The organism is Asticcacaulis sp. AC402 (genome assembly GCF_000495835.1).
GTDB lineage: Bacteria > Pseudomonadota > Alphaproteobacteria > Caulobacterales > Caulobacteraceae > Asticcacaulis.
The window spans coordinates 24,473-49,316 of the sequence record NZ_AWGC01000017.1; the positions used below are offsets into that span (position 1 = coordinate 24,473).

Genomic DNA, 24,844 nt, shown 5'->3' on the forward strand with positions numbered 1-24,844 from the left:
CGACGATTAAATTGAAGCGGCTCCGGATTGTCCGGAGCCGCTTTTTTTACGGCGGATTGTCGTGGCAAAACGGGCTGGGCGGTGCTAAGAGGCGGCGCTTATCAGTTTTGGACAGCGATATGACTCGAATTGTTCCGGCGGAATGGGAAGCGCATAAGGCGATCTGGCTGGGGTTTCCAAGCCATGAAACCTTATGGCAAGAGGACCTTATCCCGGCTCAGGCCGAGGTCGCTGCCCTGGTGCGCGTTCTGGCCGAGATGGGTGACGAAAACGTCAAGCTTATGGTCATGGGCGAAGACGCCCGCGCCGCAGCGCAGGATCTGCTCGGCGATGTGACCAGGGTCGAGATCGTTGACGGCCGCTTCGGCGATATCTGGTTCCGCGATACCGGTCCGATCTATGTTGCCGACGACGCCGATGACGACGACCTGCATCAGGCCCTGCCGGTGGGTTTTCTCAACAACGGTTGGGGTGGCAAGTATCATCTGAAGTTCGACGACGAGGTCGCTCGCCAGATCAGCGAGGCCGACGGTTTCGCCAGCACGACCGAGGACTTTGTTCTTGAAGGCGGGGCGCTGGATCACGACGGTCATGGGACTGTGCTGACAACGCGGCAATGCCTGCTCAATCCCAACCGCAATCCAGGCTGGACTCAGTCCCTGGCTGAACAGGCCCTGTTCCGGACCCTGGGTGTGCGCAAGGTGATCTGGCTGGATGACGGCATGCTCAACGACCACACCGACGGACATGTCGACAACCTGGCCCGGTTTGTGGCGCCCGGGGTGGTTGCCTGTCCGGTGGCGTTTGGCCGCGACGATCCCAATGCCAACGTCTATGATTCGACGGCCAAATTGCTGGCGTCTCAGACCGACGCGCGCGGCCGGCCGATTCAGGTGGTGCGCATTCCGTCGCCGGGAAAGGTCCTCGACGAGGATGGCGAAATTGTCCCGGCCTCGCATATGAACTTCCTGATCGCCAATGACTGCGTGGTGGTGCCAATCTATGAAGACCGTCCCGGCGAACTGGCGGTGGAGGCCCTGCAAAGCCTCTTCCCCGAACGCCAGGTTCTGGGCCTTTCGTCGCGCGCCCTCCTGACCGGCGGCGGCAGTTTCCACTGCATCAGCCAGCAAGTGCCTTTAGTGAAGGCTTAGGGGCCGACGCGGAAGGACCGCTACGCCTCTGATGGGCATATCGCGAATGGGATCAATTCTTGGGCCCGCAGGATTCGTCCATTTTGCCTCGGACCTTAAGTAAAGGTTTTTGACCACGAACCACACGAACAGACACGAACATGACGGATGTACTTTTCAGAGACGAAGTGTTTGCCATTCAAGGCGCTATCTTCGAAGTAAATCGAGAAATGGGGTCTGGTTTCCTTGAGGCGGTTTACCAGGAGTGCCTGGCGAGGGAGTTTGAACTTCGAGAAATTCCTTTCTCGCAACACAAATCCGTTGGCATCACTTATAAGGGCGAACCTCTCACCCAAATCTACCAACCCGACTTCATTTGCTACGAAACCGTCATCGTTGAGTTGAAAGTTTGCCCGGACTTTTCAAGCGCGCATCGCGCGCAAATATTGAACTATCTGAAGGCTACCAAACTCCGGCTCGGCTTACTCGTAAATTTCGGAACACATCCCAAGGCGCAGATAGAAAGATTTGTTCTCTGATGTTCGTGTCGGTTCGTGTGGTTCGTGGTAAAAATACTTTCTTATTGGAGTAAGTTATGACGCGCAAAGTTTCCGTGGCCGCCCTCCAGACGGCCTACGGCGCCGACATGGCCGCCAATATCGCCAAAACCGAGGCGCTGGTGCGCGAGGCCGCGGCGCAGGGCGCCCAGATCATCCTGCCGTCGGAACTGTTCCAGGGTGAGTATTTCTGCGTCACCCAGGAAGAACGCTGGTTCGCTACCGCCTTTCCGTGGCGCGCCCATCCGTGCGTCCTGGCCATGCAGAAACTGGCGGCGGAACTCAATGTCGTCATTCCGACCTCGATCTACGAGAAGGAGGGGCCGCACTATTTCAATTCGCTGGTGGTGATCGATGCCGGCGGTGAACTGCTGGGCGTCTATCGCAAGTCCCACATCCCCGACGGGCCAGGCTATCAGGAGAAGTACTATTTCCGTCCGGGCGATACCGGCTTCAAGGTGTGGGACACGAAGTTCGCGCGCATCGGCGTCGGCATCTGTTGGGACCAGTGGTATCCGGAAGCCGCCCGCGCCATGGCGCTGCTGGGCGCCGAGGTTTTGTTCTATCCGACCGCAATCGGCTCGGAGCCGCATGACGATTCGCTGGATACCGCCGCCCCGTGGCAGCGCGTCATGCAGGGCCATGCGGTGGCCAATGTCATTCCGGTGGTGGCGTCCAACCGCATCGGCACCGAAAGCCTGATCTCGCCGCAAAACGGCGCCGGTCAGACCTTCTATGGCCATAGCTTTATCGCCAACAACCGCGGCGACCTGGTCCAGTCGTTTGGCAAGACAGAAGAGGGCGTCCTGGTTGCCGAATTCGACCTGAGTTACCTCAACACCCACCGCGCCGCCTGGGGCTTCTTCCGCGATCGCCGTCCCGACCTGTATACGGCGCTGGCCTCGCCACGTCCGGCATGATTTCGCCGCAATGCGAGCCCAGACTCGGCCTTCAAGGAGATACCTCATGACCGCTCGTATCTTGACTGCCGCCCTGTTGCTGGGGCTGGCTGCCTGCGCTTCGGCGCCGGCTCCACATGCCTCGGCCTCCGATGGTGCGCGCCGTTGGCCTCTGACCGAAGCCGAAACCTGCGATATGATCGTCCAGGTCGCCAAACAGGTGGGCGAGGGGCCGTTCGATGCCGACATCAAGCGCGAGGGGAGCCGTGGCATCGACTGCAGCGCGCAACTCAAGGCCGCCGGTCTGGCCATCTTCCCAGCCAGCCGGATGAACGCGCCGAATGTACAGATCTCAGTTCAGGACCGCGGCTGGGTGTTTCATGAACCGCGCTTCACCGACGACACCGAAGCCGTCATTCAAATGGACTTCCTTTGTCGCGGTCTGTGCGGCCATGGCGAAGAAGTCACGATACGGCTGCAGGACGGCGGCTGGAAGATCGTCAAGCGCCACCAGACTTGGATTTCCTGATCAGGTTTCCGTCATGACGTGCGGATAGAATTCACGGTCCCAGTCGTCGGGGCGCAAGAGAACCTTTCCGTTCTCCACAACCGTATCGGCGGCGTGATAAGGCACAGCGCCCAGGATCACGTCCGTGGCACCCGCAACATCTGGATCGGCGTAGTAATCCAGATGAAAATGGTCGTTGCGCCGATCCAGTTGTTGCAAATTCTCGACCAGAAGATCGCGTCCTGCCTCGTTGCACAACAATTCGAAACTGCCGTCGGGGCGTATACAAACGGTTACACGTGGCGTCATGGCTAAGCCTTCAGGACCTTGGCAATATCATCTGGCCTCATCAGGCGCCACTGGCCCGGCGCGAGACCGTCCAAGGTCAACTCGCCCATCTGCGCGCGGTGCAAAGCTTCGACATGGTTGCCGACCGCCGCGAACATCCGACGGACCTGATGGTAGCGGCCCTCATACAGGGTAAGCCGGGCGGCTTTCTCACCCGTGATCTCCATCAGCGCCGGCTTCAGCGGTTCTTTTTCGCACTCCAGCATGAGTTCGCCTGACGCAAAAACCGGCACATAGGTCGGTGAAATCGGGCGCGCGGTGGTGACCTCATAGATCTTGGCGACATGGTTCTTCGGCGAGATGACCTTGTGCAGGAAATCGCCGTCATCCGTCATCAGCAACAGGCCTGACGTATCGGAATCGAGCCGCCCCACCGTCGAAATCACCGGCTTTCGCAGCGAAAACCGCTCCGGCAAGAGTTCATAGACCAGCCGGCCGCGATCCTTGGTCGAACAGACATAGCCGGTCGGTTTATGCAACAGCAGGATCATGCCGTGGGCGGGATCCAGCGGCTTGCCGCGCAAGCGAATGTCGTGGTGGGCGGCGGCGGAGTCGTCGTCAAGCGGGTTGCCAGCAGCATCGGTGACGGCGCCCATCCGGACCAGACGCTGCATCTCCTTGCGGCTGCCGTAGCCGAGATTGGCCAGCAATTTGATCAGCTTCATTTGACCGCCTTGAAGACCTTGTAATACGGCGTATCGGTGATGGTGATAACGGTCTTGAACGCGGCCTTCAGCGTCTCTTCGTAGGGCAGGTGGCGGTTGGCCACCATCCACAGGACGCCGCCCTTGTTCAGCGCCCCGGCGGCGGACCGGATAAATCCCTGGCCCAGATCGTTGCGATCGGCGCGGCCGGTGTGGAAGGGCGGGTTCATCACAATAAAGTCGAACGGTCCGGTAATCCCCTTGGTGACGTCGTGCCAGTGAAAGTCGCAGCGATCGCCGAACTCTCCCAGATTCTCGCGTGCCAGGGGCAGGGCGCGCGCCTCGGCCTCGAACAGGGTCAGGTGCGTGACGGCGGGACAAAGCTTCAACACTTCGCGGCTGAGAAAGCCGTTGCCGGCGCCGAGATCCGCGCCTTTGCCCGACAGCATCGGCAGGTTCTCGGCCAGTAGCCGCGATCCGGCGTCGATACGGTCCCAGGCGAACAGGCCCGGGCGACCTATCAGACCGCCCTCGACCTCACGCGACGCGTCCAGTTGCGACCAGGCTGCCACAAGGTCGCGGTCGACATCATCGCCGACCCGGCCCCAGAAGGCGCGGCACTTGTTCTTCGATAGGCTGGTGATATTGCCGCATAGCGCTTTCAGATCATTTTCGACCGTTTTGGCGCCTTCCAGATTGCTGACGGCGGCCAGGACAATCCCACCCGGCCGGGCATCGGTCACAGCACGAGCCAGCAGGGCGCGGTACTCGTCGCGCTGGCGCGGTGGCAGCACGCAGACTAGGCCGTATTGCGTACCGTCATCAGCTTCGCGCAGAGCAAAACCCTGACGGACCAGAAGGTCATAGTCGGGTTTGAAACTCTGGTCGCAAAGCCAGGCCTCGCGCGGCAGAACGTCGAGATCGCTGCCGTAGCGGGCGCGCAGGAACAGGGCGGGGCCATTGGCCGGCGCGGAAACATCCTCGCTCAGCGCGAGGCACAGGGTTTCTAAAACGGGATCAAAAGCCATGGTGGGGCCCCAAGCGCATCCCGAAAAATGTCGCGCATTTTTCGGATAAAGATGCGCGTCAAACAAAAGCATAGAGCGCCGATCTGATGCCATCAGATCGAAAGCGCGCTCTATGCCACAGACCCTGCCCGGATGCTATAACTTCCGATAGACCCGCGCTTCCCAGCCACGAAGATGGGTATCGGCGCCGCCGTAACTGCTCAGCACAAGGTCGAAATCGGTGGGCGTTGAGAACATAGACTCTTCGCGCGAAAAGTTCAGCACGATCATCCAGCCTTCGTCGTCGAGGGTGCGCTCGTAAACGAACAGGCGTTCATCGTCCGGCAGGACATCGCTATAGTCGCCATAGACCAGAACCGAATTGTCGTGGCGCAAGGCGATTAGCCGGGCGTACCAATGATAAACCGAGTTTGGATCGGCCCCGGCGGCTTCGGCATTGATGTCGGTGAAGTTGGGATTGAGCGCGAACCACGGCTTGCCAGAGGTGAACCCGCCGTCCGCTGTCCACGGCATCGGCGTACGGGCATGGTCGCGGCTGACCTTGTTCTGGTTGGCGATAAAGGCCTCCGCTGTCGTGCGGCCGCCTTCGACCTCTTCGCGCCAAGCATTCTTCGTCCAGATATCGTCGAACTGGGCGATATCGCTAAAGGTGACATTGGTCATGCCCAGTTCGTCGCCCTGATAGATGAAGGGGGTACCTTTCATGGTCAGCAGCAAGGTCGCCATGACTTGGGCAGAACGCACGCGCCAGTCGGGATGGTCGTCGCCATAGCGAGAGACAATGCGCGGATTGTCGTGGTTGGAAAAAAAGACGGTCGGCCAGCAATGACGGTCGAAAGCGGCGTCGTGGCGGGTGAAGATGGCTTTCAACTCGGGCAAGCTCCACGGACGCCACCCATCCGGCCCGCGATCGATATCGACCGTGTCGAACTGAAACACCATGTCGAGTTCGCCACGGCGTTCGTCGATTAGCCTGGGCGTCTCGTCCAGCGACACGCCGAAGGCCTCACCGACCGAAACGGCCTGGAAAGGTTCCAGAACCTCGCGCCGCATTTCCTGCAGGTAGGCGTCGCGGTTGGGGCCGTTAGCATAGGTATCCTGGGGCCGGCCAGCGAGTTCCGGCCAACTCCGATCTTTCGAAACGAACGGGATGACATCCATGCGGAAGCCGTCGACTCCCTTATCCAGCCAGAACCGCATCACATCATAGACCTCGTGGCGGACCTTCGGGTTGTCCCAGTTCAGATCCGGCTGTTTGACGTGGAAGAGGTGCAGGTAATAGTCGCCCGTCGCCTCGTCATGCTGCCAGGCCGGGCCGCGAAAAATCGAGGTCCAAGTGTTGGGTGGTTCTTTTTGCCAGATGTAATAGTCGCGAAAGGGATTGTCTGCGGACGTGCGGCTCTCGACGAACCAGGCGTGCTCGTCGCTGGTATGGTTGACGACCAGGTCGAGGATGAGCCGCATGCCGGCGGCCTTGACCTCGGCCAGCAGGGCATCGAAATCGGCCATGGTGCCGAATTCGGCCATGACTTTGCGATAGTCGCGTATGTCGTAGCCGTTGTCGGCATTGGGGCTGTCGAAATGCGGCCCCAACCAGAGACAGTCGACACCAAGGCCTCTGATGTAGCTGAGTTTTTGACGGATGCCGTTGAGGTCGCCGATGCCGTCGCCATTACTGTCGAAAAAGGAGCGGGGGTAGATCTGGTAAAAGACGGCTTCCTTCCACCAGGCGCGCGTGTAGCCGTTCACGGAGAGGTTCCTTCCTTAAACCCCTCTCCCCGTTCTTCACGGGGAGAGGTTAGGGTGAGGGGCAAACCATACCGTTCGGCGCACAATCGTCGTCGGAAGGCCCCTCACCCGATCGCCTTCACTTCGTTCGGCTCTCGTCCTCTCCCCGTAAACGGGGAGAGGTAAATTATAGCCTATTGCGGGTGCTTTTGACCCCATTCGGCATAAACATCCAGCGCCTTTTGCGGCGAGGTGCCGTACCAGGCATAGCCGTTACGGCGTTCGGTGCTGATCCCGGCGACATCGTCATGGATGGTGAGATCACGGTCCCCGAAGATCGGTTGGCCCGTCTCCAGACTGTAGTAACGCGCCCACAGCGGCTTGGCCTGGGCGTCCGGAACCAGGGCCTTGTCGTTGCCGACCCTGACCCAGGCGACACCGGTCATGGCCTTGCTCTTCAGCCAGGCTGCGCCGGCATGGACCGACGCCACCACGGCGGGCGCCGGCTGTTCGATCTTCATCAGTTCCAGCAACAATCCGGCGCTTTCGCTCGACGACAGAGAAGCCGGTTCGAAATTGCGCGCGCCGACCGGCCTCAGGGTCAGGGTGTCGTGCTGCTGGCCCCAGGCCGTCAGGCGGCCCTCGATGCGGACCTGCGACGCCAGGATGACCGCGATGGCGCGGTCCAGCGCTTCGGCTGCCTGGTCGCGCACAGCCGGTGGCACGAAGGCATAGTCGCCCTGGCCTGCTGCGGTCAGGTGCAGCACAGCAACGATATCGCTCAGAGTATTGTCGTTGAAGGTAACGGCGTCATGGTAGCCGCCTTCCAGCGGCCACACCTGAGGCCAGCCGCCATTGGGATATTGTGCCCACAGCACATAGGCGACACCGCGCAGGAAAGACGCGCGATAACTGTCGCCTTCAGCGCCCGGCGCCTGGGCGGCGACGCGTGCCAGGAACTGCAACTCGGTCGTTGTGGCGCCATTGTCGAAGGTGCCGACATAGTGCCAGGCTTCGTCCTTGCCGGCGACCCAACTCTGGCCCCGCTGCCGGATGGCGCCGTCGCGTGGCGCGTTCTTGCCCCAGCCGCCGGCCGGGGTCTGGAAGCTGACGATGACATCGGCGACGTGGCGCGCTTCGGGCGAAGCATACCAGGCCGTCTCGCGGTTCAGCGGCATGGTCTTGGCGCCGTCGCCACCCGGCGCGGGGGCGGGAAGGGGACTCAGGCCCATCCGTTCGGCTGTCAGAACCGCCTGATCGGCAAGGCTTTGCGCCTTTGACCAGGCAAGATAGTCGGCCCAGGCCGTGCGCGAAGCTTCGGGCGCCTCGGCAATGCGTTCTGCCGTCAACGGCAGGGCCGGGACCGTCGTGCCGATGACCTCAGCCTGGACGAAACCGGGCATAGCCAGACACGCGGCGAGCAACAGGGCAGGGAGCTTCAAGGATGTTTCTCCGGTACTTTTTGGCACGACCATGCCACCACGTCTGACGCTTCGCAATAGAAATGATACCGGTGTCATAGAATCGTCACCACAGCTCTTGCATCCGCGGCCAAGATTGCGCATATAGGCGTCGAGGCGGCCGGGCGAAGGCCTCGCCAACCTGGTCAGGGCCGGAAGGCAGCAGCCACAACGAATTCACCTTCGGGTCGGTCGCCTCACCCTCCCAAAACGTCTCACCTTTCCCACAAGAATCCGTCGTTCTGGCGGCGCGGGAATCGCGCTTTATAAGAGACGCTTGCGCAAATTGCCGTTATAAAATCCGCCATGTCCGACTCCGCCGACCTTGACGACGTCTTCGCCGCTCCCGAACGGGACGAAGACACTGACGACATGTTCGGTGCGTCCCTGCCTGCCGCCAAGCCGATCGAGAAATCACAAGCCTATACGGTGCTGGCGCGCAAATACCGCCCGCGCACTTTCGAGGACCTGATCGGCCAGGAGGCAATGGTCCGTACACTGACCAATGCCTTTACCGCTGGCCGTATCGCCCATGCCTTCATGCTGACCGGCGTCCGTGGCGTCGGCAAGACCACGACGGCGCGCCTGCTGGCCCGGGCGCTGAATTATGAATCCAGTACGGGGGAGTCTTCAGGCAAAAGAGAGGGCCCAAGTGTCGATCTGTCCGTCATGGGCGTCCATTGCCGGGCGATCATCGATGGCCGCCATATCGACGTGCTGGAACTGGACGCTGCCTCGCGCACCGGGGTAGATGCCATGCGCGACCTGCTGGAAAGCGTGCGCTATGCGCCGGTCGAAGCGCGTTACAAGGTCTATGTCATCGACGAAGTCCACATGCTGTCGACGGGGGCGTTCAACGCCCTGCTGAAGACGCTGGAAGAACCGCCGCCCCACGCCAAGTTCATCTTCGCTACCACCGAGATCCGCAAGGTGCCGGTGACCATCCTGTCGCGTTGCCAGCGCTTCGACCTGCGCCGTGTCGAACCGGAAACCCTGACGCCGCATCTGGAAAAGATCTGCGGCCTGGAAGGCGTGCGTATCGATGCCGATGCCGTGGCCCTAATCGCCCGCGCCGCCGAAGGTTCGGTGCGCGACGGCTTGAGTCTGCTTGACCAGGCCCTGGTCCAGGGCGAGGCCGGCGAAGTCGTTGGCGCCGAGGTGGTCCGCGACATGCTGGGGCTGGCCGACCGGTCGGCGACCCTGGCCCTGTTTGAAAACATCATTTCCGGCCAGATGAGCGAAGCGCTTCTGGGCTTCCGGACGCTCTATGGCTACGGGGCCGATCCGTCCCAGATCATGGGCGACCTGCTGGAATATTGCCACGCGACGTCGGTGGCCAAGGTGCTGGGCGCCGATGCGACGCGGATGCCCAAGGCTCAGGCCATGCGCGTCACGGCCCTGGGAGCGCAACTGTCGGCCGGCACCCTGTCGCGGCTGTGGACGCTGATGCTGAAGGCGTTCGAGGAACTGCGTCGCGCCCCCGACGCGCCGGCTGCTTTCGAAATGGCCCTGGTCCGGCTCTGTTATGCTGCCGACCTCCCGGGACCGGAAGTGCTGATGAAGCGTCTGCAAAGCGGCGAACCGCTCGTGCCTGGTCCAAATGGAGGTCCTGGGGGAGGCGGTCCGGGTGGCGGCCAGTCGGTGTCGGGCGGTGCCGCCCAGGCCATGCGTCCGCAAGTCCAGCAGGTGGCGCCAAAGCCCCAGACCTTTGACCAGGTTCTGACCCTGATCGCCGAACGCCGCGACATTGGCCTGCGCACCGACGTCGAACAATTTGTCCGCCTGATTGCGTTCAAGCCCGGTGCCATTACCTTCGAACTGGCGCCGCGCGCCCCGGCCGACCTGGTTCGCCGCCTGTCGCTGCGCCTGCGCGAATGGACGGGTGAGCGCTGGCTGATTGCCACCGAGGGCGGCGGCGGGGCCGAAAGCGTCTACGAACGCGACCGGCGCGAGACAGATGTTGCAAGAGCACGCTTGAAAGCCGACCCCTTCGTCGCCAGATTGCTGGAAACCTTTCCCGGTGCGGAGATCACTTCCGTTCGCGCCAAACCGCAACCCGCCGTTACCGACAGCGCGCCCGCCGTGCCCGAAGACGAGCGCATCGACAAGGATGAAGACTGATGGATTTTGCGCAGATGATGAAACAGGCCCAGATGGTGCAGCAAAAGCTCCATGAGGCCGATGAAAAGATGACCCAGAGCACGGTTAGCGGGTCATCCGGCGGTGGCCTGGTCACATTGGACCTGAAGGGGACCGGTGAGATGTCGGTGCTGAACATCGACCCAAGCCTGCTGACGCCGGGCGAGGGCGAGGTCCTGGCCGACCTGATCCGTGCCGCCTATGCCGAGGCGCGCCGCAAGCTTGAAGCGTTGAACAAGCAGTACTTGCAGGAAGCTGCCGGCGATCTGGGCCCGTTGGGCGGCTTGCCCAAGATGCCGAAGTTCTTCTGATATATCATGGCCTTGGGTGCCGGTCCTGAAATCGAAAGCCTGATGGCCCTGCTGTCCAAGCTGCCGGGCCTGGGGCCGCGTTCGGCCCGGCGCGCAGCCTTGGCCCTGCTAAAGCGGCGCGAACAATTGCTGATCCCGCTGACTGCCGCCATGCAGGACGCTGCTGACAAGGTTGTGTCCTGCGGCGTCTGCGGCGCCCTGTCGACACGGAACCCTTGCGCCACCTGTTCCGATCCGGCGCGCGACACCACCATGATCTGCGTCGTCGAAGAAGACGGCGCCTTGTGGGCCATGGAGCGTGTTGGCACCTACGGCGGCCGCTATCATGTCCTGGGCGGACTGCTTTCGGCCCTGGACGGGGTGCGACCGGAAGACCTGCGTCTGGATCGCCTGGTTGCCCGCGTCCGCGACGGCGGTGTGCACGAAATCATCATGGCCCTGCCGGCAACGGTCGAGGGCCAGACCACGGCGCATTACATCGCCGATCGCCTTAAGGGACTGCAAAATCAGGCAACCGTCACCTACCTGGCGCGCGGCGTGCCGGTCGGTGGTGACCTCGACTGGCTGGATGACGGCACGATTGCTCACGCGCTGAAAACCCGACGGTAGAGCGCAATCCGATAAAGTGGCTGCCAGTTTTTAGAAAAATTGCACTCTAGATGGCTTTTTCAGCAAGGGCCGCTCGTTGTTCGCGGCGCCGCAGGATCAGGTAGACGACCAGAACACCGATAAGCTTCGAAATGACCGACGAAGCCAGCGACCAGATGTTGAAGATCCCGGAAATAGACGTGCTCGCGATGGCGTAAAACACCACGGAGTCCAGGGGGGCGCTGATCGCTGTCGAAATGGCAACGCGTTGTGACAAGGGCCGCCGGATAAACGTGTAGACAGCCCAGTCGATCAGTTCGCTGACGGCAAAGGCACAGGTGCTGGCCAGGGCGACGGCCGGATCGGACGTCAGGAACGACAGAGCCAGGCCGACACCCAGGGCGCCGATAATCCAGTGATTGATTTCGCGCTGGGCAAAGTCACGCACAACAAGAACGAAGCCCGTAACAATCGCCATCGGCGTCCAGGACCCGCCGTCGGGCAAGGCGATCTGCGGAACGGCTGCGAAGCACCAATTGATAAACGGAATCAGGAACAGGTAGAGATAGGTCCACGGCGTCTTGCCCGTGAACACCTTGCCAGCCAACGTCCTGACGTTCATTGCATATCCCCGAAACGTGCCAAGGCTGAGACTGTCAGCGAAAGCGCGTGCGCGCAAGGGGAGAGATTGGACTGGCCATATTCGGGGAATCTCGCTAAAGAACAATCCATGAACGCACTCGACCCTATGTCCCTCGGGTTTCTTGTCCTGGCCCTGGTCTTCGCCGGCGCCTGGTATCTGGCCTTTGCCGAAGGCCGCCGGCTCAGGGCCCAAAAGGACGAAATGGCGGATAGCCTGCGCCGGAGCGAGGTCGAGGTGGCGCAACTTCGCGAGCGGGCACGGGCGCTGGAAGAGGCGCGGACGACCATGAGCGAGCAGTTCCAACTGGTATCTCATCAAGCCATGCAGACCTCGGCAGATTCGCTGTTGAAGCGGGCAGAGGAGGCATTTGTCGCCCGCGAAAAGCTGGCCATGGAAAAAATGACCTCCAGCCTCAAGCCGGTGGCCGAACATCTGACGCGTTTCGAGGCCCAGGTTAAGGCGATGGAAGAGGCGCGGGCGGGCGATACCGGCGGCCTGAAGCAACAGATCGCTGACCTTTTGACCGCCTCCAATGCGACCCGCGAAGTGACCCAGAAACTGGCCGGCGCCCTGCGCCGCGGCGCCGGGGTTCAGGGGCGATGGGGTGAGGAGGTGCTGCGCAACGTACTGCAGGCCGCTGGTCTGTCGGCGCGCTATGACTTTATCGAACAGCAAAGCCTGGACAGCGACGAAGGCCGTCGCCGCCCCGATGTGGTGGTGAAGCTGCCGGGTAACTCGGCCGAGGCGGTGTTCGTCATCGATTCCAAGGTCAACCTGACAGCCTATCTCGAAGCCGCCGAGGCGAGGGACGAGGGCACGCGCGACCTGCATCTGAAACGCCATGCCCAGGCCCTTCGCGCCCACGTTCGCGATCTGTCGGCCAAAGCCTATTGGGATCAGTTCAAGGATCAGGTTTCGCCGGATTTCGTCGTCATGTTTATTCCGGGCGACGGTCTGCTGTCGACAGCCCTGGACCATGAGCCCAACCTGATGACCGAGGCTATGGACCGCAAGGTCATCATCGTCACGCCGACCACCCTGTTCGCCCTGTGCAAGGCGGTGGCCTATGGCTGGCGGGTTGAAGATCAGATGAAAAACGCCAACCAAATCGCCGATCTCGGGCGCGAACTCTACAGCCGTCTGTCGGTGATGGGCGGGCATGTCGGCGACCTGGGTTCATCCCTGTCGCGCGCGGTCGACAAGTACAATGCTTTCGTTGGATCGCTGGAAACCAAGGTGCTGACCCAGGCGCGTCGATTCGAGGATCTGCAGGTGGAACATCAGGGCAAGTCGATCCCGGACCTGCCGTCGATCGAAAGCCAGCCGCGCGCTGCGACCAAGCTCCAGGCCCTCTCACCGGCCGAGGACGAGACGGTTTAATGGTTTTGAACCACAGATGGACACGGATAAACACGGATTTCCGATCAAGCCTGATACAAGTGCGCAGCGGAAGCATCTGGGGGATTGAAACCGCGAATGGACGCGAATGAACGCGAATAGAGGGAGCGCCATGCGCGCTCAAAAAATGTCTGAGACATTCCGTGGTTTGAAATCACCCTGGATATTCGCGTTCATTCGCGTCCATTCGCGGTTTCAAATCAAGTTAGACGCCGCTGCGCGACAGGGGCAGAATAAACCGGAAATCCGCGTTCATCCGTGTCCATCCGTGGTTCAAAGCTCTTGTATATCTTGATTGTTCCGGGGCAAACGACTACATTTGCGCCATGGCTATTCGTGAAATTCTGACTGTACCCCACCCCGTCCTGAAACAGGTGTCCAAGCCCGTCGACAAGGTCGACGACGATCTGCGCCGCCTGATGGATGATATGCTGGAAACCATGTATGACGCGCCGGGCATCGGCCTGGCGGCTGTCCAGATCGGTGAGCCGATCCGCGTCATCGTCATGGATTTGCAGGAGAAACCCGAAGGCGCCGAGCCCGATGCCGAAGGCATCAAGAAGCCACGCTACTTCGTCAATCCGGAGATCATCTGGAAGTCGGAAGAGGTGGCGCCCTACGAAGAAGGCTGCCTCAGCGTGCCGGAAATCTATGACGAGGTCTTGCGCCCGGCCAAGGTGAGACTGAAATACCTCGACTACAACGGCAACGAAGTCGAAGAAGACGCCGATGGCCTGTTCGCCGTCTGTATCCAGCATGAAATGGACCATCTGGAAGGCACGCTATTTATCGATCATCTGTCGAAGTTGAAACGCGATCGCGCGATCACCAAGGTCAAGAAGCTGACGCGCGCGGCTTAACAGCTTGCCCCGTCAGGCAATAATGATTAGACCTCGCGGCGAAACCGTCGCGAGGTCTTTTTCATGCGCCTGGCCTTTATGGGCACCCCCGAATTCGCCGTGAAGGCCCTGGCCGAGCTGGTCGCTGCCGGCCATGACATCGTCTGCGTCTACTCCCAGCCGCCGGCACCGAAAGGCCGTGGCCAGGTGCTGAGCCCGTCGCCGGTCCACGCCTTCGCCGAGTCCCTTGACCTGCCGGTACGCACGCCCAAATCGATGAAGGATGCCGACGCCATTGCCGAATTCCAGTCGCTGGACATCGATGCCTGTATTGTCGTCGCCTATGGCCAGATACTGAAAAAGGCCGTGCTGGACCACCCGCCGCTGGGCTGCTTCAACCTGCACGCTTCGTTGCTGCCGCGCTGGCGCGGTGCGGCGCCGATCCAGCGCGCCATCATGGCCGGTGACAGCCATACCGGGGTCGAGGTGATGCGCATGTCGGAAGGGCTGGACGAAGGCCCGATCATCCTGTCCGGTCGGGTCGAAATCACGCCTGACGACACCGCCCAGAGCGTGCACGACAAGCTGGCGACGCTGGGAGCATCGCTGCTGCCAATAGCCCTGGCGGCGATCGAGCGTGGCGGTGCCCAGGGTCAGGCGCAGGTCGGCGAGCCGACCTATGCCCGCAAGATCACGCCGGAAGAGGCCCGTATCGACTGGGACCGGCCGGCGCGCGAACTCGACTGTCATATTCGCGGCCTTTCGCCGTTTCCCGGTGCCTGGACGACCATGGCCGGCCAAAAGGGCGATGTCCGAGTCAAGATGCTGATGTCACGCCTGACCGACGAGCACTCCGTCGAGACTCCGGGCACCTTGCTGCTCGGCGGTCTGAAGGTGGCGACGGGCGAAGGCGTGGTTCAGATTCTGCGGTTGCAGCGTGAAGGCAAGACCGTCCAGGACGCGTGGGACTTCCTCAACGGAACGGATCTGCAGCCCGGTGACCGGTTTATCTGATTTTTTGCTTTTTCGCACTTTTTAACCGAAAGGTGCGTCACACGTTTCGGAAAGTGCTCCTGTGCCGCGTTACCGCTGCCTGATCGAATATGATGGCCTTCCCTACAAGGGTTTCCAGGCCCAGGGCAAGCTGGCAACGGTGCAGGCTGCAATCGAACGCTCCATCCTGGCGTTCAGCGGAGAAGCCCTGCGCATCACCGCGGCGGGACGCACCGATACCGGCGTGCATGCGACGGGCCAAGTGATCAGCTTCGACCTGCACAAGGCTTTCAACGCCGACACGGTTCGTGATGCCCTGAATGCCGGCCTGGTGCGCGAGCCGATCGTGGTGCTGGCGGCCGAAGAGGTCGGCGACGACTTTTCAGCCCGGTTTTCGGCGACCGGGCGGATGTATCTGTACCGTATCCTGACCCGCCGGGCGCCGCCGGCGCTGGACCGGGGCCGGGTCTGGCATGTCCGGCGGCCCCTGGATGCGGATGTTATGGCGCAGGCGGCGAAGGTGCTGGTCGGTTCACATGACTTTACTACCTTCCGCCATGTCGAATGCCAGGCGAAGTCGCCGGTCAAGACGCTCGAGATCGCCCGGGTCAAACGCTTCGGCGACGAGGTGCACCTGGTGTTTGCGGCCAGATCTTTCCTGCATCGGCAAGTCCGGTCGATGACCGGGACCCTGGTCGAAGCCGGCATCGGGCGGTGGGATGTTGCGGATGTGGCGCATGCTCTTGCTGCGCGTGACCGCGCCGCCTGTGGCCAGGTTGCGCCACCGGATGGTTTGTATCTGACGCGGGTGACGTATGAGGACGAGCCTGATTTTGCCGGGTACAGCTCGATTTGAACCCGCGTAAGGTGTTGTCCACAGATAAGCCAGATAAGCCAGATGGACAGCGTTAACTGCACTACATCTGTTGAAAGACATAGTTTTTCGACGAGCTTTGCTCGTCATTTTTTTGTCGTGTTAGCGCCGCTACCTACAAACTCCACTGTTCATCTGGCTTATCTGGCTTATCTGTGGACAAGACCTTACCGCTATTTGAAACGGGCGAAGTAGGCTGCAATTAAAGCCGCATAGGCGTCCGTCAGGGCTTCCAGCTCCGTCACGGGCACGCACTCATTGATCTGGTGCATGGCCTGGCCAACCAGACCAAATTCCACAACCGGACACAGGGCCCGGATAAAGCGCGCGTCCGACGTCCCGCCGGATGTCGAACGATCGGTCTCGATGCCGAACTGGCCACGAACGACCTCGGCGATCAGGTCGACGAAAGGCCCCGATTCGGTAAGAAATGCCTCGCCCGAAATGATGATCCGGACATCGATTTTTGCGCCCGAGCTTTGCGCATGTTCCGCTGCCAGGTGCTCGAACCAGGCTTTCAAACTCGCACCCGTATGGCTCGGATTGAAGCGGATATTGACCCGCGCCGTCGCCAATTGGGGGATGACATTGGTGGCCGTATTGCCGGTGTCGATCGTCGTGATTTCCAGGTTGGATGGCGGAAACGCCTCATAGCCGTCATCCAGACGGCGGGACTTCAACGCCGCTAACAGGTCGACAAGGACGGGGAGCGGGTTGCGCGCCCGCTGCGGATAGGCGACATGGCCCTGCTTGCCAGTAACGGTAAAGGTCGCGTTGATCGAACCACGCCGACCGACCTTGATCATGTCGCCGAGGGTTTGCGATGAGGACGGTTCACCGACGACGCAATGGTCGATGACCTCACCGCGTTCACGCAACCACTCGACCACGCGGACCGTGCCGTTTGTGGCTTCGCCTTCTTCGTCACCCGTAATTAAAAACGAAAGGGAGCCCCGCGGGCTAATGTCGGCCTCCACGACCCGCGACACGGCGGCGATCCAGGCCGCAAGGGCGCCCTTCATATCGACGGCGCCGCGGCCGATAATCTGGCCGTCATGAATCTCGGCACCGAAGGGATCGTATTTCCACAACGACCGCATCCCGCCGGGAACGACATCCGTGTGGCCGGCGAAACACAGGTTCGGCCCCGTTGTCCCGCGTCGGGCATAGAGGTTTTCGATTTCGCCGAACTTCAGGCGCGTGCAGGTGAAACCCAGCCCTTCCAGAGCCCGCTGGACCACATCCATGGCGCCGCCGTCGGCGGGCGTGACCGACTCCCGCCGTATCAGGCTTTGAGTCAGGGCGACGGTATCTATTGGCGGGTCTTTTTCTGTATTCGGCATGGCGGCGGGTGTAAGACTCAAATAGGGTGCCTGCAACTCATTTGTGTGCAAGGGCTTTTGCCGTGACGCCAAAGACTCCACGCGAGACCCCGATGCCGCCTGAACCGGCCGATGATGAGCGCCATCCTCTCCAGATTCCCGATTTCCGCGCCTTCTGGCTTTCGCGTGTGTGCGGCGTTTTGGGGACATCGGCCCAAAGCGCCGCCATTGGCTGGCAGGTCTACGATATCGCGCGTGAGACATCGAATGTGCTGGAGTCCGCCCTCTATGTCGGGCTGATTGGCCTGGCCCAGTTCATTACCCTGTTCGCTTTTACGATTCCGGCCGGGATCATCGCCGACCGCTACGATCGCAAGAAGATTATTTCCCTTGTTCTGTTGGGCCAATTACTGCTGTCGCTGGCGTTTCTGACGTATTCCTTCCTGCCGGCTGCGCCGTTCTGGGGCTTTTTTGCGCTGAGCGCCTTCCTGGGCGCGCTGCGGGCGTTCAGTGCCCCTGCCAGTTCGGCGATAGGGCCGATGTTGGTGCCGAAAATCGTCTTGCCCAAGGCAATAGCTGTCAACTCCATGGCCTTCCAGACGGGACTTATTGTCGGACCAGCCCTGGGTGGGGTACTTATCGGGTTCTCGACCCACCTCGCCTATGGCTTCTGCGCCGTTCTTGTGGCGGTCGCCTCACTCCTTGTTTTCACCATCAAGGCGAAGACGGCGCCGGAGCCCGTCACCGCCTCCAAGACTCAAATGATCAAGGAAGGCTGGCGTTACATCTGGACCAACAAGGTCATCCTGGGCGCCATTTCGCTGGATTTGTTCGCCGTCCTGCTGGGGGGAGCAACGGCGCTGATGCCGGTGTTCGTCCGTGACGTGATTGTAGCGGATACCTTGTTGCCGGCGGCGATTGCCTTTGGCCTGCTGCGCGCCTCGCCGGCGATTGGCGCCCTGGTGATGTCGTTTTACCTGTCGTTCAGGCCCCTGCGCCGCCACGCCGGTCCGTGGATGTTCAGCGGTGTCGCCATCTTCGGCTTGGCAACGATTGTGTTCGGTTTGTCGAAAAATGTCTGGTTGTCGATTTTTGCCATGATCGTGCTGGGCGCGGCCGACATGATCAGCGTCTATGTTCGCGGCACGCTGGTCCAGATCGTCACGCCCGACCATATGCGCGGCCGGGTGGCGTCTGTTTCCTACCTGTTTATCGGGGCGTCGAACGAACTGGGCGAATTCGAAAGCGGCGTGGCCGCGCGCATACTGGGCCCGGTTGGTGCGGCCCTGTTCGGCGGGATCGGCTCGTTGGTGGTTACCGGCGTCTGGATCAAGCTTTTCCCGGCGCTCTTCAAAGCGGACAAGCTGGAGTAGCCTGCGTATATCTGATGCGCAAAGCAGCCTTAATGTCGTTTTTTTTGACCACGAACCACACGAACAGACACGAACCTCAAAGCTATTGTTCGTGTCTGTTCGTGTGGTTCGTGGTCAATTCTTATTCTGCCGGCGTCAGGACTTCGCGCGGCTTGGACTGCGGTGGGTTCTTGATCAGAGCGCGGAACCAGGTTCGCGATGGCCGTTCGAATCCGTAGTGGCACAGCGCCGACAGGGCGATCGATACGGCGACCGAGACGATGACCCAGCCCCATTTCGGCAGGCCTTCGCTCAGGCCCCAGGCGGGCAGGGCCTTGAAGATGATCTTCTGGACGATGTCGTGGATCAGGTAGAGGGCAAAGGAGATGCCGCCCAACCAATAGACCCAGCGCACCTGCATCAGCCGCGCCACCCAGCCGGTGTCGTGGCTCAAAGCCATGATCATCACGGCGAAGATGCCAATCAGGAACATGTCGGAACCCTTGACGCACAGGAGGCCGAGGGCCAGCACGAACAGGACGCCGGCGGCGCGCGCCGGGATCAGGTCTTTGAATCGCCAGGCGACCAGGCCGATATAGAAGGAGGCCAGACAGCGCAGGGTCGTGCCGAGCGCGTAGGAACTGACGATATCAAGTGGACCATGGCGCAGGCCCAACGGCTTTTCGGCGAGCCAGTGGGGGCCATAGGCGATGGCCGCCAGAACCACGAAACTGACCAGCAAACCCAGCAGCGTCCAGCGCCGCGACACTTTCAGGGCCAACCATACACCGGGCGGGAACAGCAGGTACGCCGCCCACTCGGCGGAAATCGACCACGATGGCGGGACAATCGAATTGGAAAGGCCCCACACCTGGGTCAGGGTGAAGTTGGGCAGCAGGGCCAGGGGCAGGTCTTCGAAACGGTAGGTTGGCGCCAGGACGGTCACGATCAGGATAGCGGTCAGCACCGTCATCAGCGCAAACAGCGGGTAGATGCGCGCCAGGCGCAGCAGCAGGAAGTGCTTGAATTTCTTGATGCAAAAGCCGTCTTCGAACATGTGAGCGTAGGTCATGGCCATGACAAAGCCGCTCAGAATGAAGAACAGGTCGACCGCCATATAGCCGTGATTGATGAACGGCCGCACCGGATCGGGAAAGCGCCAGAATCCATTGGCGTGGAACAGGACAACATACAGCGCCGCCAGCCCGCGCAGGCCGGTCAGCGAGCGGATCTCGGCCGGCGACGACCCCGGCGCTGCCGCTGTCAGCGCAACAGCGAAAGACCCTGAAGCAGTCTTCAGACTCTGGAAAACGGACGAAACAAAACGCATACACCGTGCATACTAAAATCGCCGATTTTCGCAAGTGCAATATCACGGACGCGTGAACAGGAATTGTTACATTATGTGCGCTCAAGCGCCGCGCGGGCTCGCGCAACCTGTTCAGGAAGCCGCTTCGCTCAACGCTTCCTGAACGCGCGGTGGGCAGTCGCCCTTGCCAAATCAGCCAAGAATGCTGATTTCAAAACCTTATCTCCTGTCGTTTAATGACGTGGGACAGAGTAAAGTTTGAGTCGTGCCACAGAACGTAAAATGACCGAAGAGATCATCATCGCTACGCCGGACAGTCCGGCACCGGAAGAACCGCTGAAGGGCGCGGAACTGATCCGGCGTGAGGCCGCGCTGGCGCCCGACAAACCAGGCGTCTATCGCATGCTGGGCGACGACGGCGAGGTCTTGTATGTCGGCAAGGCCAAGTCGCTGAAAAAGCGCGTGCTGCAATATGCGCAAGGAAGGTTCCACACCCAGCGCATTGCGCGCATGGTCGCTCTGACGCGCGAAATGGTGCTGATCCGCACCGATACCGAAGGCGAGGCGCTGCTGCTGGAAGCGCGCCTGATCAAGGCGTTGAAGCCGCGCTACAATGTCCTGCTGCGCGATGACAAGATGTTCGCCGAGATCCTGGTGCGCAAGGACCACGAGGCGCCCCAGATCACCAAGCACCGCGGCGCCCATTCGATCCCCGGCGATTATTTCGGCCCGTTCGCCTCGACCCTTGCCGTCAACAACACCCTCGATACCCTGCAGAAGGCCTTTCTGCTGCGCACCTGCACCGACAATGTCTATGCCTCGCGCACCCGGCCGTGCATGCTGCATCAGATCAAGCGGTGCAGCGCACCCTGCACGGGCGTTATCTCGCTGGAGGACTACAAGAACCTGGTCGGCCAGGCCCATGACTTCCTGCGCGGCAAGAGTCGCAAGGTCATCGAGCGCATGAGCACAGACATGATGCAGGCCTCCGACAATTTGGATTTCGAAAGCGCCGCCCACCTGCGCGACCGGGTGCGGGCACTGAACCACGTCGCCATGTCAACCTCGGTGGACCTGAACGAAGAGGAGGCCGATGTGTTCTCGGTCTTTGCCCAGGGTGGGGGCGCCTGCGTCCAGGCGGTGTTCTACCGTGCCGGCCAGAACTGGGGCGATCGCGCCTATTTTCCGAGGGTCGACAGCGAGGATTCCGAAGGGACTGTCCTCGATGCCTTTCTTGGCCAATTCTATCAGGACCGCCAGGTGCCACGGCTGATCCTGGTGTCGCATGACCTGAATGAGCCCGACCTCATGATGGAAGCGTTAAGCCTCAAGGCCGGGCGCAAGGTCCAGATCAGCAAGCCCATGCGGGGCGGCAAGTGCGAGATCGTCCAGCACGCGCTGAACAATGCCAAGTCGGCGCTGGGCCGGCGGCTGGCCGAGCATTCGGCCCAGTCGAAACTGCTTCAGGGCGTAGCGGAGGCGTTTGGATTGGACGCCCCCCCGATCCGCATCGAGGTCTATGACAATTCGCACCTGGGCGGCACCCATGCTGTCGGAGGAATGGTTGTAGCCGGCCCGGAAGGCTTTATGAAGGGGCAGTACCGCAAGTTTACCATCCGCGATCTCGATACCAAGCCGGGCGACGACTATGCCATGATGGCAGAGGTGTTCCGGCGCCGCTTTATGCGTCTGATCAAGGAAAAGGATCTGCCGGAAGGCGAGAAGGCGTTCGGCAAGCCTGATTTGGTGCTGGTCGACGGCGGCCAGGGCCAATTGGACGCGGTGCTGGGCGTGATGGCTGAGTTGGGTATGGCAGATGTTCGCATTGTCGGCGTCGCCAAGGGGCCGGATCGTGACGCCGGCCTGGAGCGCTTCTTCATGCCGGGGCGGCTGCCCTTTATGATGGAGCCGAAGTCGCCGGTTTTGTACTATTTGCAACGGCTGCGCGACGAAGCCCACCGTTATGCCATCGGCGCCAACCGGCAAAAGCGCGACAAGGCGATCACACAGAATCCGCTGGACGATATCGATGGCATCGGCGCCCGGCGCAAACGCGCCTTGCTGGCGGCCTTTGGCTCAGGCCGCGAAGTCGCCAGTGCGCGGGTCGAGGAATTGCAAAAGGTTGAAGGCATCTCAGCCGCCCTGGCGCAGAAGATCTACGACTTCTTCCATGGGGAAGGGTAGATATGTATCTCACCTTGATACAATCCTTATGCCCGAAAGGCCCATGAGCGAAACAAAATTATGAAAGATACGAAAAATTCAAAAATCACTGAAGCGGAAGCAGATTTTGCCGACGCCGCAGTCACCGAATATGAGCAGAACGGAAGCACGGCAAAGACGTGCCCCCGATGCCGTGGGAACTTTGTGATCGACGTCCGAGGCAACTCTTATAGCATTACGTGCGTTGAAGGAGACTTCAAGCTAACCTTCCGGGGCATATAATACCATGGAGGTTAGGCTTGACCCTTTTTAGCCCACCCCGTTTACGGGGAGGGTGGCGCGAAGCGCCGGGCGGGGCTCTTCCTTAAGAGTCAGAGCCTCAAGCCGTTCGTATAACACAGAATTTCGCTGCCTAAATCTTGCGCTCGACCATTTAGGTCCTGTTCTTGACCATATCGATCAGACCGGATGCAGCCTGGGTCATTTCCATCGGCAAAGCCAGGACGATTGTCGTGTTCTGCTCGGTGCCGATTTCGCTCAGCGTCTGCAAACGTCGCAGTTCCAGCGCCGCCGGCGCGCTCTGAATCATCGTCGCCGCCGCCACCAGCGTTTCTGCTGCCGCCGCCTCGCCCTGGGCCTTGATCAGGCGCGCCTTGGCTTCGCGCGTCGCCTCGGCCTCACGGGCCAGGGCACGCTGCATCTGTTCCGGAATGTCGAGGTCGCGCATCTCGACCGTGTCGATGTCGACGCCCCACTTGGACGCTGACCGTTCCAGCATGTCCATCAGCTTGGCATTGACCATCTCGCGGTTTTTGAGCAATTCGTCCAGGCCATGCTGGCCGATCGTGTCGCGCAAGGCCGTTTCCGAGGCCTGCAACACCGCCATGTACGGGTCGAAGACAGCATTCAGCGCCTTGGCCGGATCGATCACCTTGTACCAGACCACGGCATTGACCCGCACCGCCACGCCGTCGCGGCTGAGGGTTTCCTGGGTCTCCAGCTTGACGGTCAGGATACGGACATCGACCCGTTTGACATACTCGATAAACGGGATGATCCAGTACAGGCCGGGGCCACGTGTCGAGGCATAACGGCCAAGGAAGTAGACGACGCCGCGTTCCCATTCCTGATTGATCTTCAAGCCCATGGCGACGAAGACCATCAGCACGACAAGGACTGGCACGGCCAGGGCGCCCAAAGCGCCCCAGACACTGCCGACTCCGCCAACGATGGCGTTGAAAACCGAAATGACCTGATCCATGAAAGCCCCCTTCCAAACCGCGCGCGCGATGTTTGCGGTGCAGGCTACACTGTCGTTAACCATTTGCCAACGGCATTCGACGGCAACTTAACGACCCCAGATCTTATGACCCAGATCTGATTGACCCCACATCCTATTGACCTATAAACATCTCGCCCGAACCGTTCACCTTGGTGATAACGGGACCCGTGGCCTTCATGATGCTGATGTCGCCGGGGCCATTGGCGTCGATATTGACCGTGCCGGCGGTACCGCCAAAGGCGACATCGCCAGAGCCCGAACCCCTCAGGACGAAGCCCGGTATGTGACCACCGGCAATGTCGACATCACCCGATCCGGCCAGGCTGAGCGACACCGGGCCAGCAATTTTCTGCACCGACACATCGCTTGAGCCATTATTGACCAGGGTCAGGCCATTCATGACATTGCCGAGTGACAGATCGCCGGAACCGTTCATCTTGGCCTTGACCGAGCGGGCGTTGATCAGGCCGACATCGCCCGAACCCTGGTTAAAGATCTCGACATCGGTACCGTTTTGCGCCGCGAAGCTGCCCGAACCCGTCTGGGTCAGTTTCAGCCGGCGCACAGATTGAATGTTGATATCGCCCGAACCCATATTGTCGACGATCGTGTCGCCAGCCGTAGAAACGCTGATATCGCCGGCGCCGCTGTTAATGATGTTGAGCGGACCCGATACCGGTTCGACCGTCCATTGACCGGAGCCGTGCATGATCATGTCCAGGCTACGGCTGGGTTTCATGTGGCCCAGGGTATAGGCGTTGTCCTTAACCACAGCATTGTTGGGCACGCGCACGAAAACCAGCGGCAGATCGTCGATCTTCACCTTGCCCATGCCGGAAATAAAGACCTGGCCGCTCTGGATAGTTTCTTCATCGAAATGGATCGTCAGCGACGTTCGCGGGCTGGTGCCCGACAGGTGACCGTTGAGCACAGTAACATTGCCGCGCTGGGAAATCATCAGGGCCGGAACCTTGGCCTTGCCGTAGCGGACCTTGATGTCGATATCGCTGCGATCCTCGGGCGTCACCACAACGCGCGCCGCCAGATCGCGCAGTTCGATCTGCGGGCCGTCGGAAATAAGGCGCATTTGCGCAGCGGCACCTGTGGCCATGGCAATGGCGGCGACGCTGACAGCAAACGGGATCAAGGACTTACGCATAGCTCACTCCGAAACTCAGCTATAAAATGGCCCTTGACACCCGGGAAATCAAATTACAAGCGAGTTATGTTTAGAGCTCGAACGCCGCAGGGGCGGCGGCGCGCCGCCGCGCGCTAAGGATTCGACACAGGGCTGAGTCGAATTTTTGGTTTCTTTCGTGGGCTTAACCG

The 24,844-nt window shown here is 60.9% G+C and carries 23 protein-coding genes and 1 other RNA gene; 14 read left to right on the plus strand and 10 right to left on the minus strand.

All coding sequences use genetic code 11. The annotated features are described in order from the left end of the window. Positions 1-119 precede the first annotated feature (119 nt). The 4 genes from ABAC402_RS30875 (at position 120) to ABAC402_RS30890 (ending at position 3,115) form a co-directional block, all read left to right on the plus strand. Positions 120-1,151, plus strand: coding sequence for an agmatine deiminase family protein (locus ABAC402_RS30875; protein ID WP_031235604.1), 1,032 nt, complete (start codon positions 120-122; stop codon positions 1,149-1,151). Positions 1,152-1,291: 140 nt separating this feature from the next. Beyond that, entirely contained in the window at positions 1,292-1,669 is a 378-nt protein-coding gene (locus tag ABAC402_RS30880) for a GxxExxY protein (RefSeq protein ID WP_023449642.1), read from the plus strand. Positions 1,670-1,725: 56 nt separating this feature from the next. Beyond that, the gene (aguB, locus tag ABAC402_RS30885; RefSeq protein WP_023449643.1) at positions 1,726-2,607 is read left to right on the plus strand and encodes an N-carbamoylputrescine amidase; all 882 of its coding nucleotides are present in this window, start codon (positions 1,726-1,728) and stop codon (positions 2,605-2,607) included. A 46-nt stretch (positions 2,608-2,653) separates the two neighbouring features. Then, positions 2,654-3,115, plus strand: a complete 462-nt coding sequence (locus ABAC402_RS30890; protein ID WP_023449644.1) for a hypothetical protein — start codon at positions 2,654-2,656, stop codon at positions 3,113-3,115. On the opposite strand, the gene ABAC402_RS30895 is transcribed toward ABAC402_RS30890, so the two are convergent. The 5 genes from ABAC402_RS30895 to pelA all read right to left on the minus strand — a co-directional run bounded on the left by ABAC402_RS30895 (position 3,116) and on the right by pelA (position 8,284). Beyond that, positions 3,116-3,403, minus strand: coding sequence for a hypothetical protein (locus ABAC402_RS30895; protein ID WP_023449645.1), 288 nt, complete (start codon positions 3,401-3,403; stop codon positions 3,116-3,118). Between the two features lie 2 nt (positions 3,404-3,405). Beyond that, positions 3,406-4,107 (minus strand): pseudouridine synthase, encoded by a 702-nt coding sequence (locus ABAC402_RS30900; RefSeq protein WP_023449646.1) that lies wholly within the window; start codon positions 4,105-4,107, stop codon positions 3,406-3,408. Further along, positions 4,104-5,114, minus strand: a complete 1,011-nt coding sequence (locus ABAC402_RS30905) for a class I SAM-dependent methyltransferase (protein WP_023449647.1) — start codon at positions 5,112-5,114, stop codon at positions 4,104-4,106. The genes ABAC402_RS30900 and ABAC402_RS30905 overlap by 4 nt, the downstream gene beginning before the upstream one ends. Before the next feature lie 135 nt (positions 5,115-5,249). After that, positions 5,250-6,863 (minus strand): alpha-glucosidase, encoded by a 1,614-nt coding sequence (locus tag ABAC402_RS30910; protein ID WP_023449648.1) that lies wholly within the window; start codon positions 6,861-6,863, stop codon positions 5,250-5,252. A gap of 173 nt (positions 6,864-7,036) precedes the next feature. Continuing rightward, positions 7,037-8,284 carry a pectate lyase gene (pelA, locus tag ABAC402_RS30915; RefSeq protein WP_031235605.1) on the minus strand — a complete coding sequence of 416 codons (1,248 nt, stop codon included), beginning with the start codon at positions 8,282-8,284 and terminating at the stop codon, positions 7,037-7,039. A 129-nt stretch (positions 8,285-8,413) separates the two neighbouring features. On the opposite strand from pelA, the gene ffs reads away from it, so the two are divergent. The 4 genes from ffs (at position 8,414) to recR (ending at position 11,361) form a co-directional block, all read left to right on the plus strand. Next, positions 8,414-8,507, plus strand: an RNA gene (gene ffs, locus ABAC402_RS39710) — signal recognition particle sRNA small type. A 101-nt stretch (positions 8,508-8,608) separates the two neighbouring features. Next, positions 8,609-10,423 carry a DNA polymerase III subunit gamma/tau gene (locus ABAC402_RS30920; RefSeq protein WP_023449650.1) on the plus strand — a complete coding sequence of 605 codons (1,815 nt, stop codon included), beginning with the start codon at positions 8,609-8,611 and terminating at the stop codon, positions 10,421-10,423. Then, a complete protein-coding gene (locus ABAC402_RS30925; RefSeq protein ID WP_369751397.1) occupies positions 10,420-10,752 on the plus strand; it encodes a YbaB/EbfC family nucleoid-associated protein in 333 nt (110 codons plus the stop codon). Before ABAC402_RS30920 ends, ABAC402_RS30925 begins: the two co-directional genes overlap by 4 nt. Positions 10,753-10,758: 6 nt before the next feature. Further along, complete coding sequence (gene recR, locus ABAC402_RS30930) at positions 10,759-11,361, plus strand: recombination mediator RecR (RefSeq protein ID WP_023449652.1); 603 nt, start codon at positions 10,759-10,761, stop codon at positions 11,359-11,361. Positions 11,362-11,407: 46 nt separating this feature from the next. Here the strand turns inward: recR and ABAC402_RS30935 are convergent, their stop codons facing one another. Continuing rightward, positions 11,408-11,962, minus strand: coding sequence for a VUT family protein (locus tag ABAC402_RS30935; protein ID WP_023449653.1), 555 nt, complete (start codon positions 11,960-11,962; stop codon positions 11,408-11,410). Between the two features lie 108 nt (positions 11,963-12,070). On the opposite strand from ABAC402_RS30935, the gene ABAC402_RS30940 reads away from it, so the two are divergent. The 4 genes from ABAC402_RS30940 (at position 12,071) to truA (ending at position 16,069) form a co-directional block, all read left to right on the plus strand. Continuing rightward, positions 12,071-13,363 (plus strand): DNA recombination protein RmuC, encoded by a 1,293-nt coding sequence (locus ABAC402_RS30940; protein WP_031235607.1) that lies wholly within the window; start codon positions 12,071-12,073, stop codon positions 13,361-13,363. A 344-nt stretch (positions 13,364-13,707) separates the two neighbouring features. Further along, positions 13,708-14,241, plus strand: coding sequence for a peptide deformylase (gene def / locus ABAC402_RS30945; protein ID WP_023449655.1), 534 nt, complete (start codon positions 13,708-13,710; stop codon positions 14,239-14,241). Positions 14,242-14,304: 63 nt separating this feature from the next. Continuing rightward, complete coding sequence (gene fmt / locus ABAC402_RS30950) at positions 14,305-15,234, plus strand: methionyl-tRNA formyltransferase (protein WP_023449656.1); 930 nt, start codon at positions 14,305-14,307, stop codon at positions 15,232-15,234. 61 nt (positions 15,235-15,295) lie between these two features. Further along, positions 15,296-16,069 (plus strand): tRNA pseudouridine(38-40) synthase TruA, encoded by a 774-nt coding sequence (gene truA, locus ABAC402_RS30955; protein ID WP_023449657.1) that lies wholly within the window; start codon positions 15,296-15,298, stop codon positions 16,067-16,069. Between the two features lie 191 nt (positions 16,070-16,260). Here truA and dapE read toward each other — a convergent pair whose 3' ends face one another. Then, positions 16,261-17,430 carry a succinyl-diaminopimelate desuccinylase gene (dapE, locus tag ABAC402_RS30960; protein WP_023449658.1) on the minus strand — a complete coding sequence of 390 codons (1,170 nt, stop codon included), beginning with the start codon at positions 17,428-17,430 and terminating at the stop codon, positions 16,261-16,263. Between the two features lie 92 nt (positions 17,431-17,522). Here dapE and ABAC402_RS30965 point away from each other — a divergent pair, with 92 nt between their 5' ends. Then, a complete protein-coding gene (locus ABAC402_RS30965; protein ID WP_023449659.1) occupies positions 17,523-18,782 on the plus strand; it encodes an MFS transporter in 1,260 nt (419 codons plus the stop codon). A 121-nt stretch (positions 18,783-18,903) separates the two neighbouring features. Here ABAC402_RS30965 and ABAC402_RS30970 read toward each other — a convergent pair whose 3' ends face one another. Continuing rightward, on the minus strand, positions 18,904-20,091 hold the full coding sequence (locus ABAC402_RS30970; protein WP_023449660.1) for an acyltransferase: 1,188 nt from the start codon (positions 20,089-20,091) through the stop codon (positions 18,904-18,906). A 261-nt stretch (positions 20,092-20,352) separates the two neighbouring features. Between ABAC402_RS30970 and uvrC the strand changes: the two genes are divergently transcribed. Continuing rightward, positions 20,353-22,254 carry an excinuclease ABC subunit UvrC gene (uvrC, locus tag ABAC402_RS30975; protein WP_023449661.1) on the plus strand — a complete coding sequence of 634 codons (1,902 nt, stop codon included), beginning with the start codon at positions 20,353-20,355 and terminating at the stop codon, positions 22,252-22,254. A 412-nt stretch (positions 22,255-22,666) separates the two neighbouring features. On the opposite strand, the gene ABAC402_RS30980 is transcribed toward uvrC, so the two are convergent. Both ABAC402_RS30980 and ABAC402_RS30985 read right to left on the minus strand, forming a co-directional pair. Further along, on the minus strand, positions 22,667-23,494 hold the full coding sequence (locus tag ABAC402_RS30980) for an SPFH domain-containing protein (RefSeq protein WP_023449663.1): 828 nt from the start codon (positions 23,492-23,494) through the stop codon (positions 22,667-22,669). A 133-nt stretch (positions 23,495-23,627) separates the two neighbouring features. After that, positions 23,628-24,674 carry a GIN domain-containing protein gene (locus tag ABAC402_RS30985; RefSeq protein ID WP_023449664.1) on the minus strand — a complete coding sequence of 349 codons (1,047 nt, stop codon included), beginning with the start codon at positions 24,672-24,674 and terminating at the stop codon, positions 23,628-23,630. Positions 24,675-24,844: the final 170 nt, after the last annotated feature.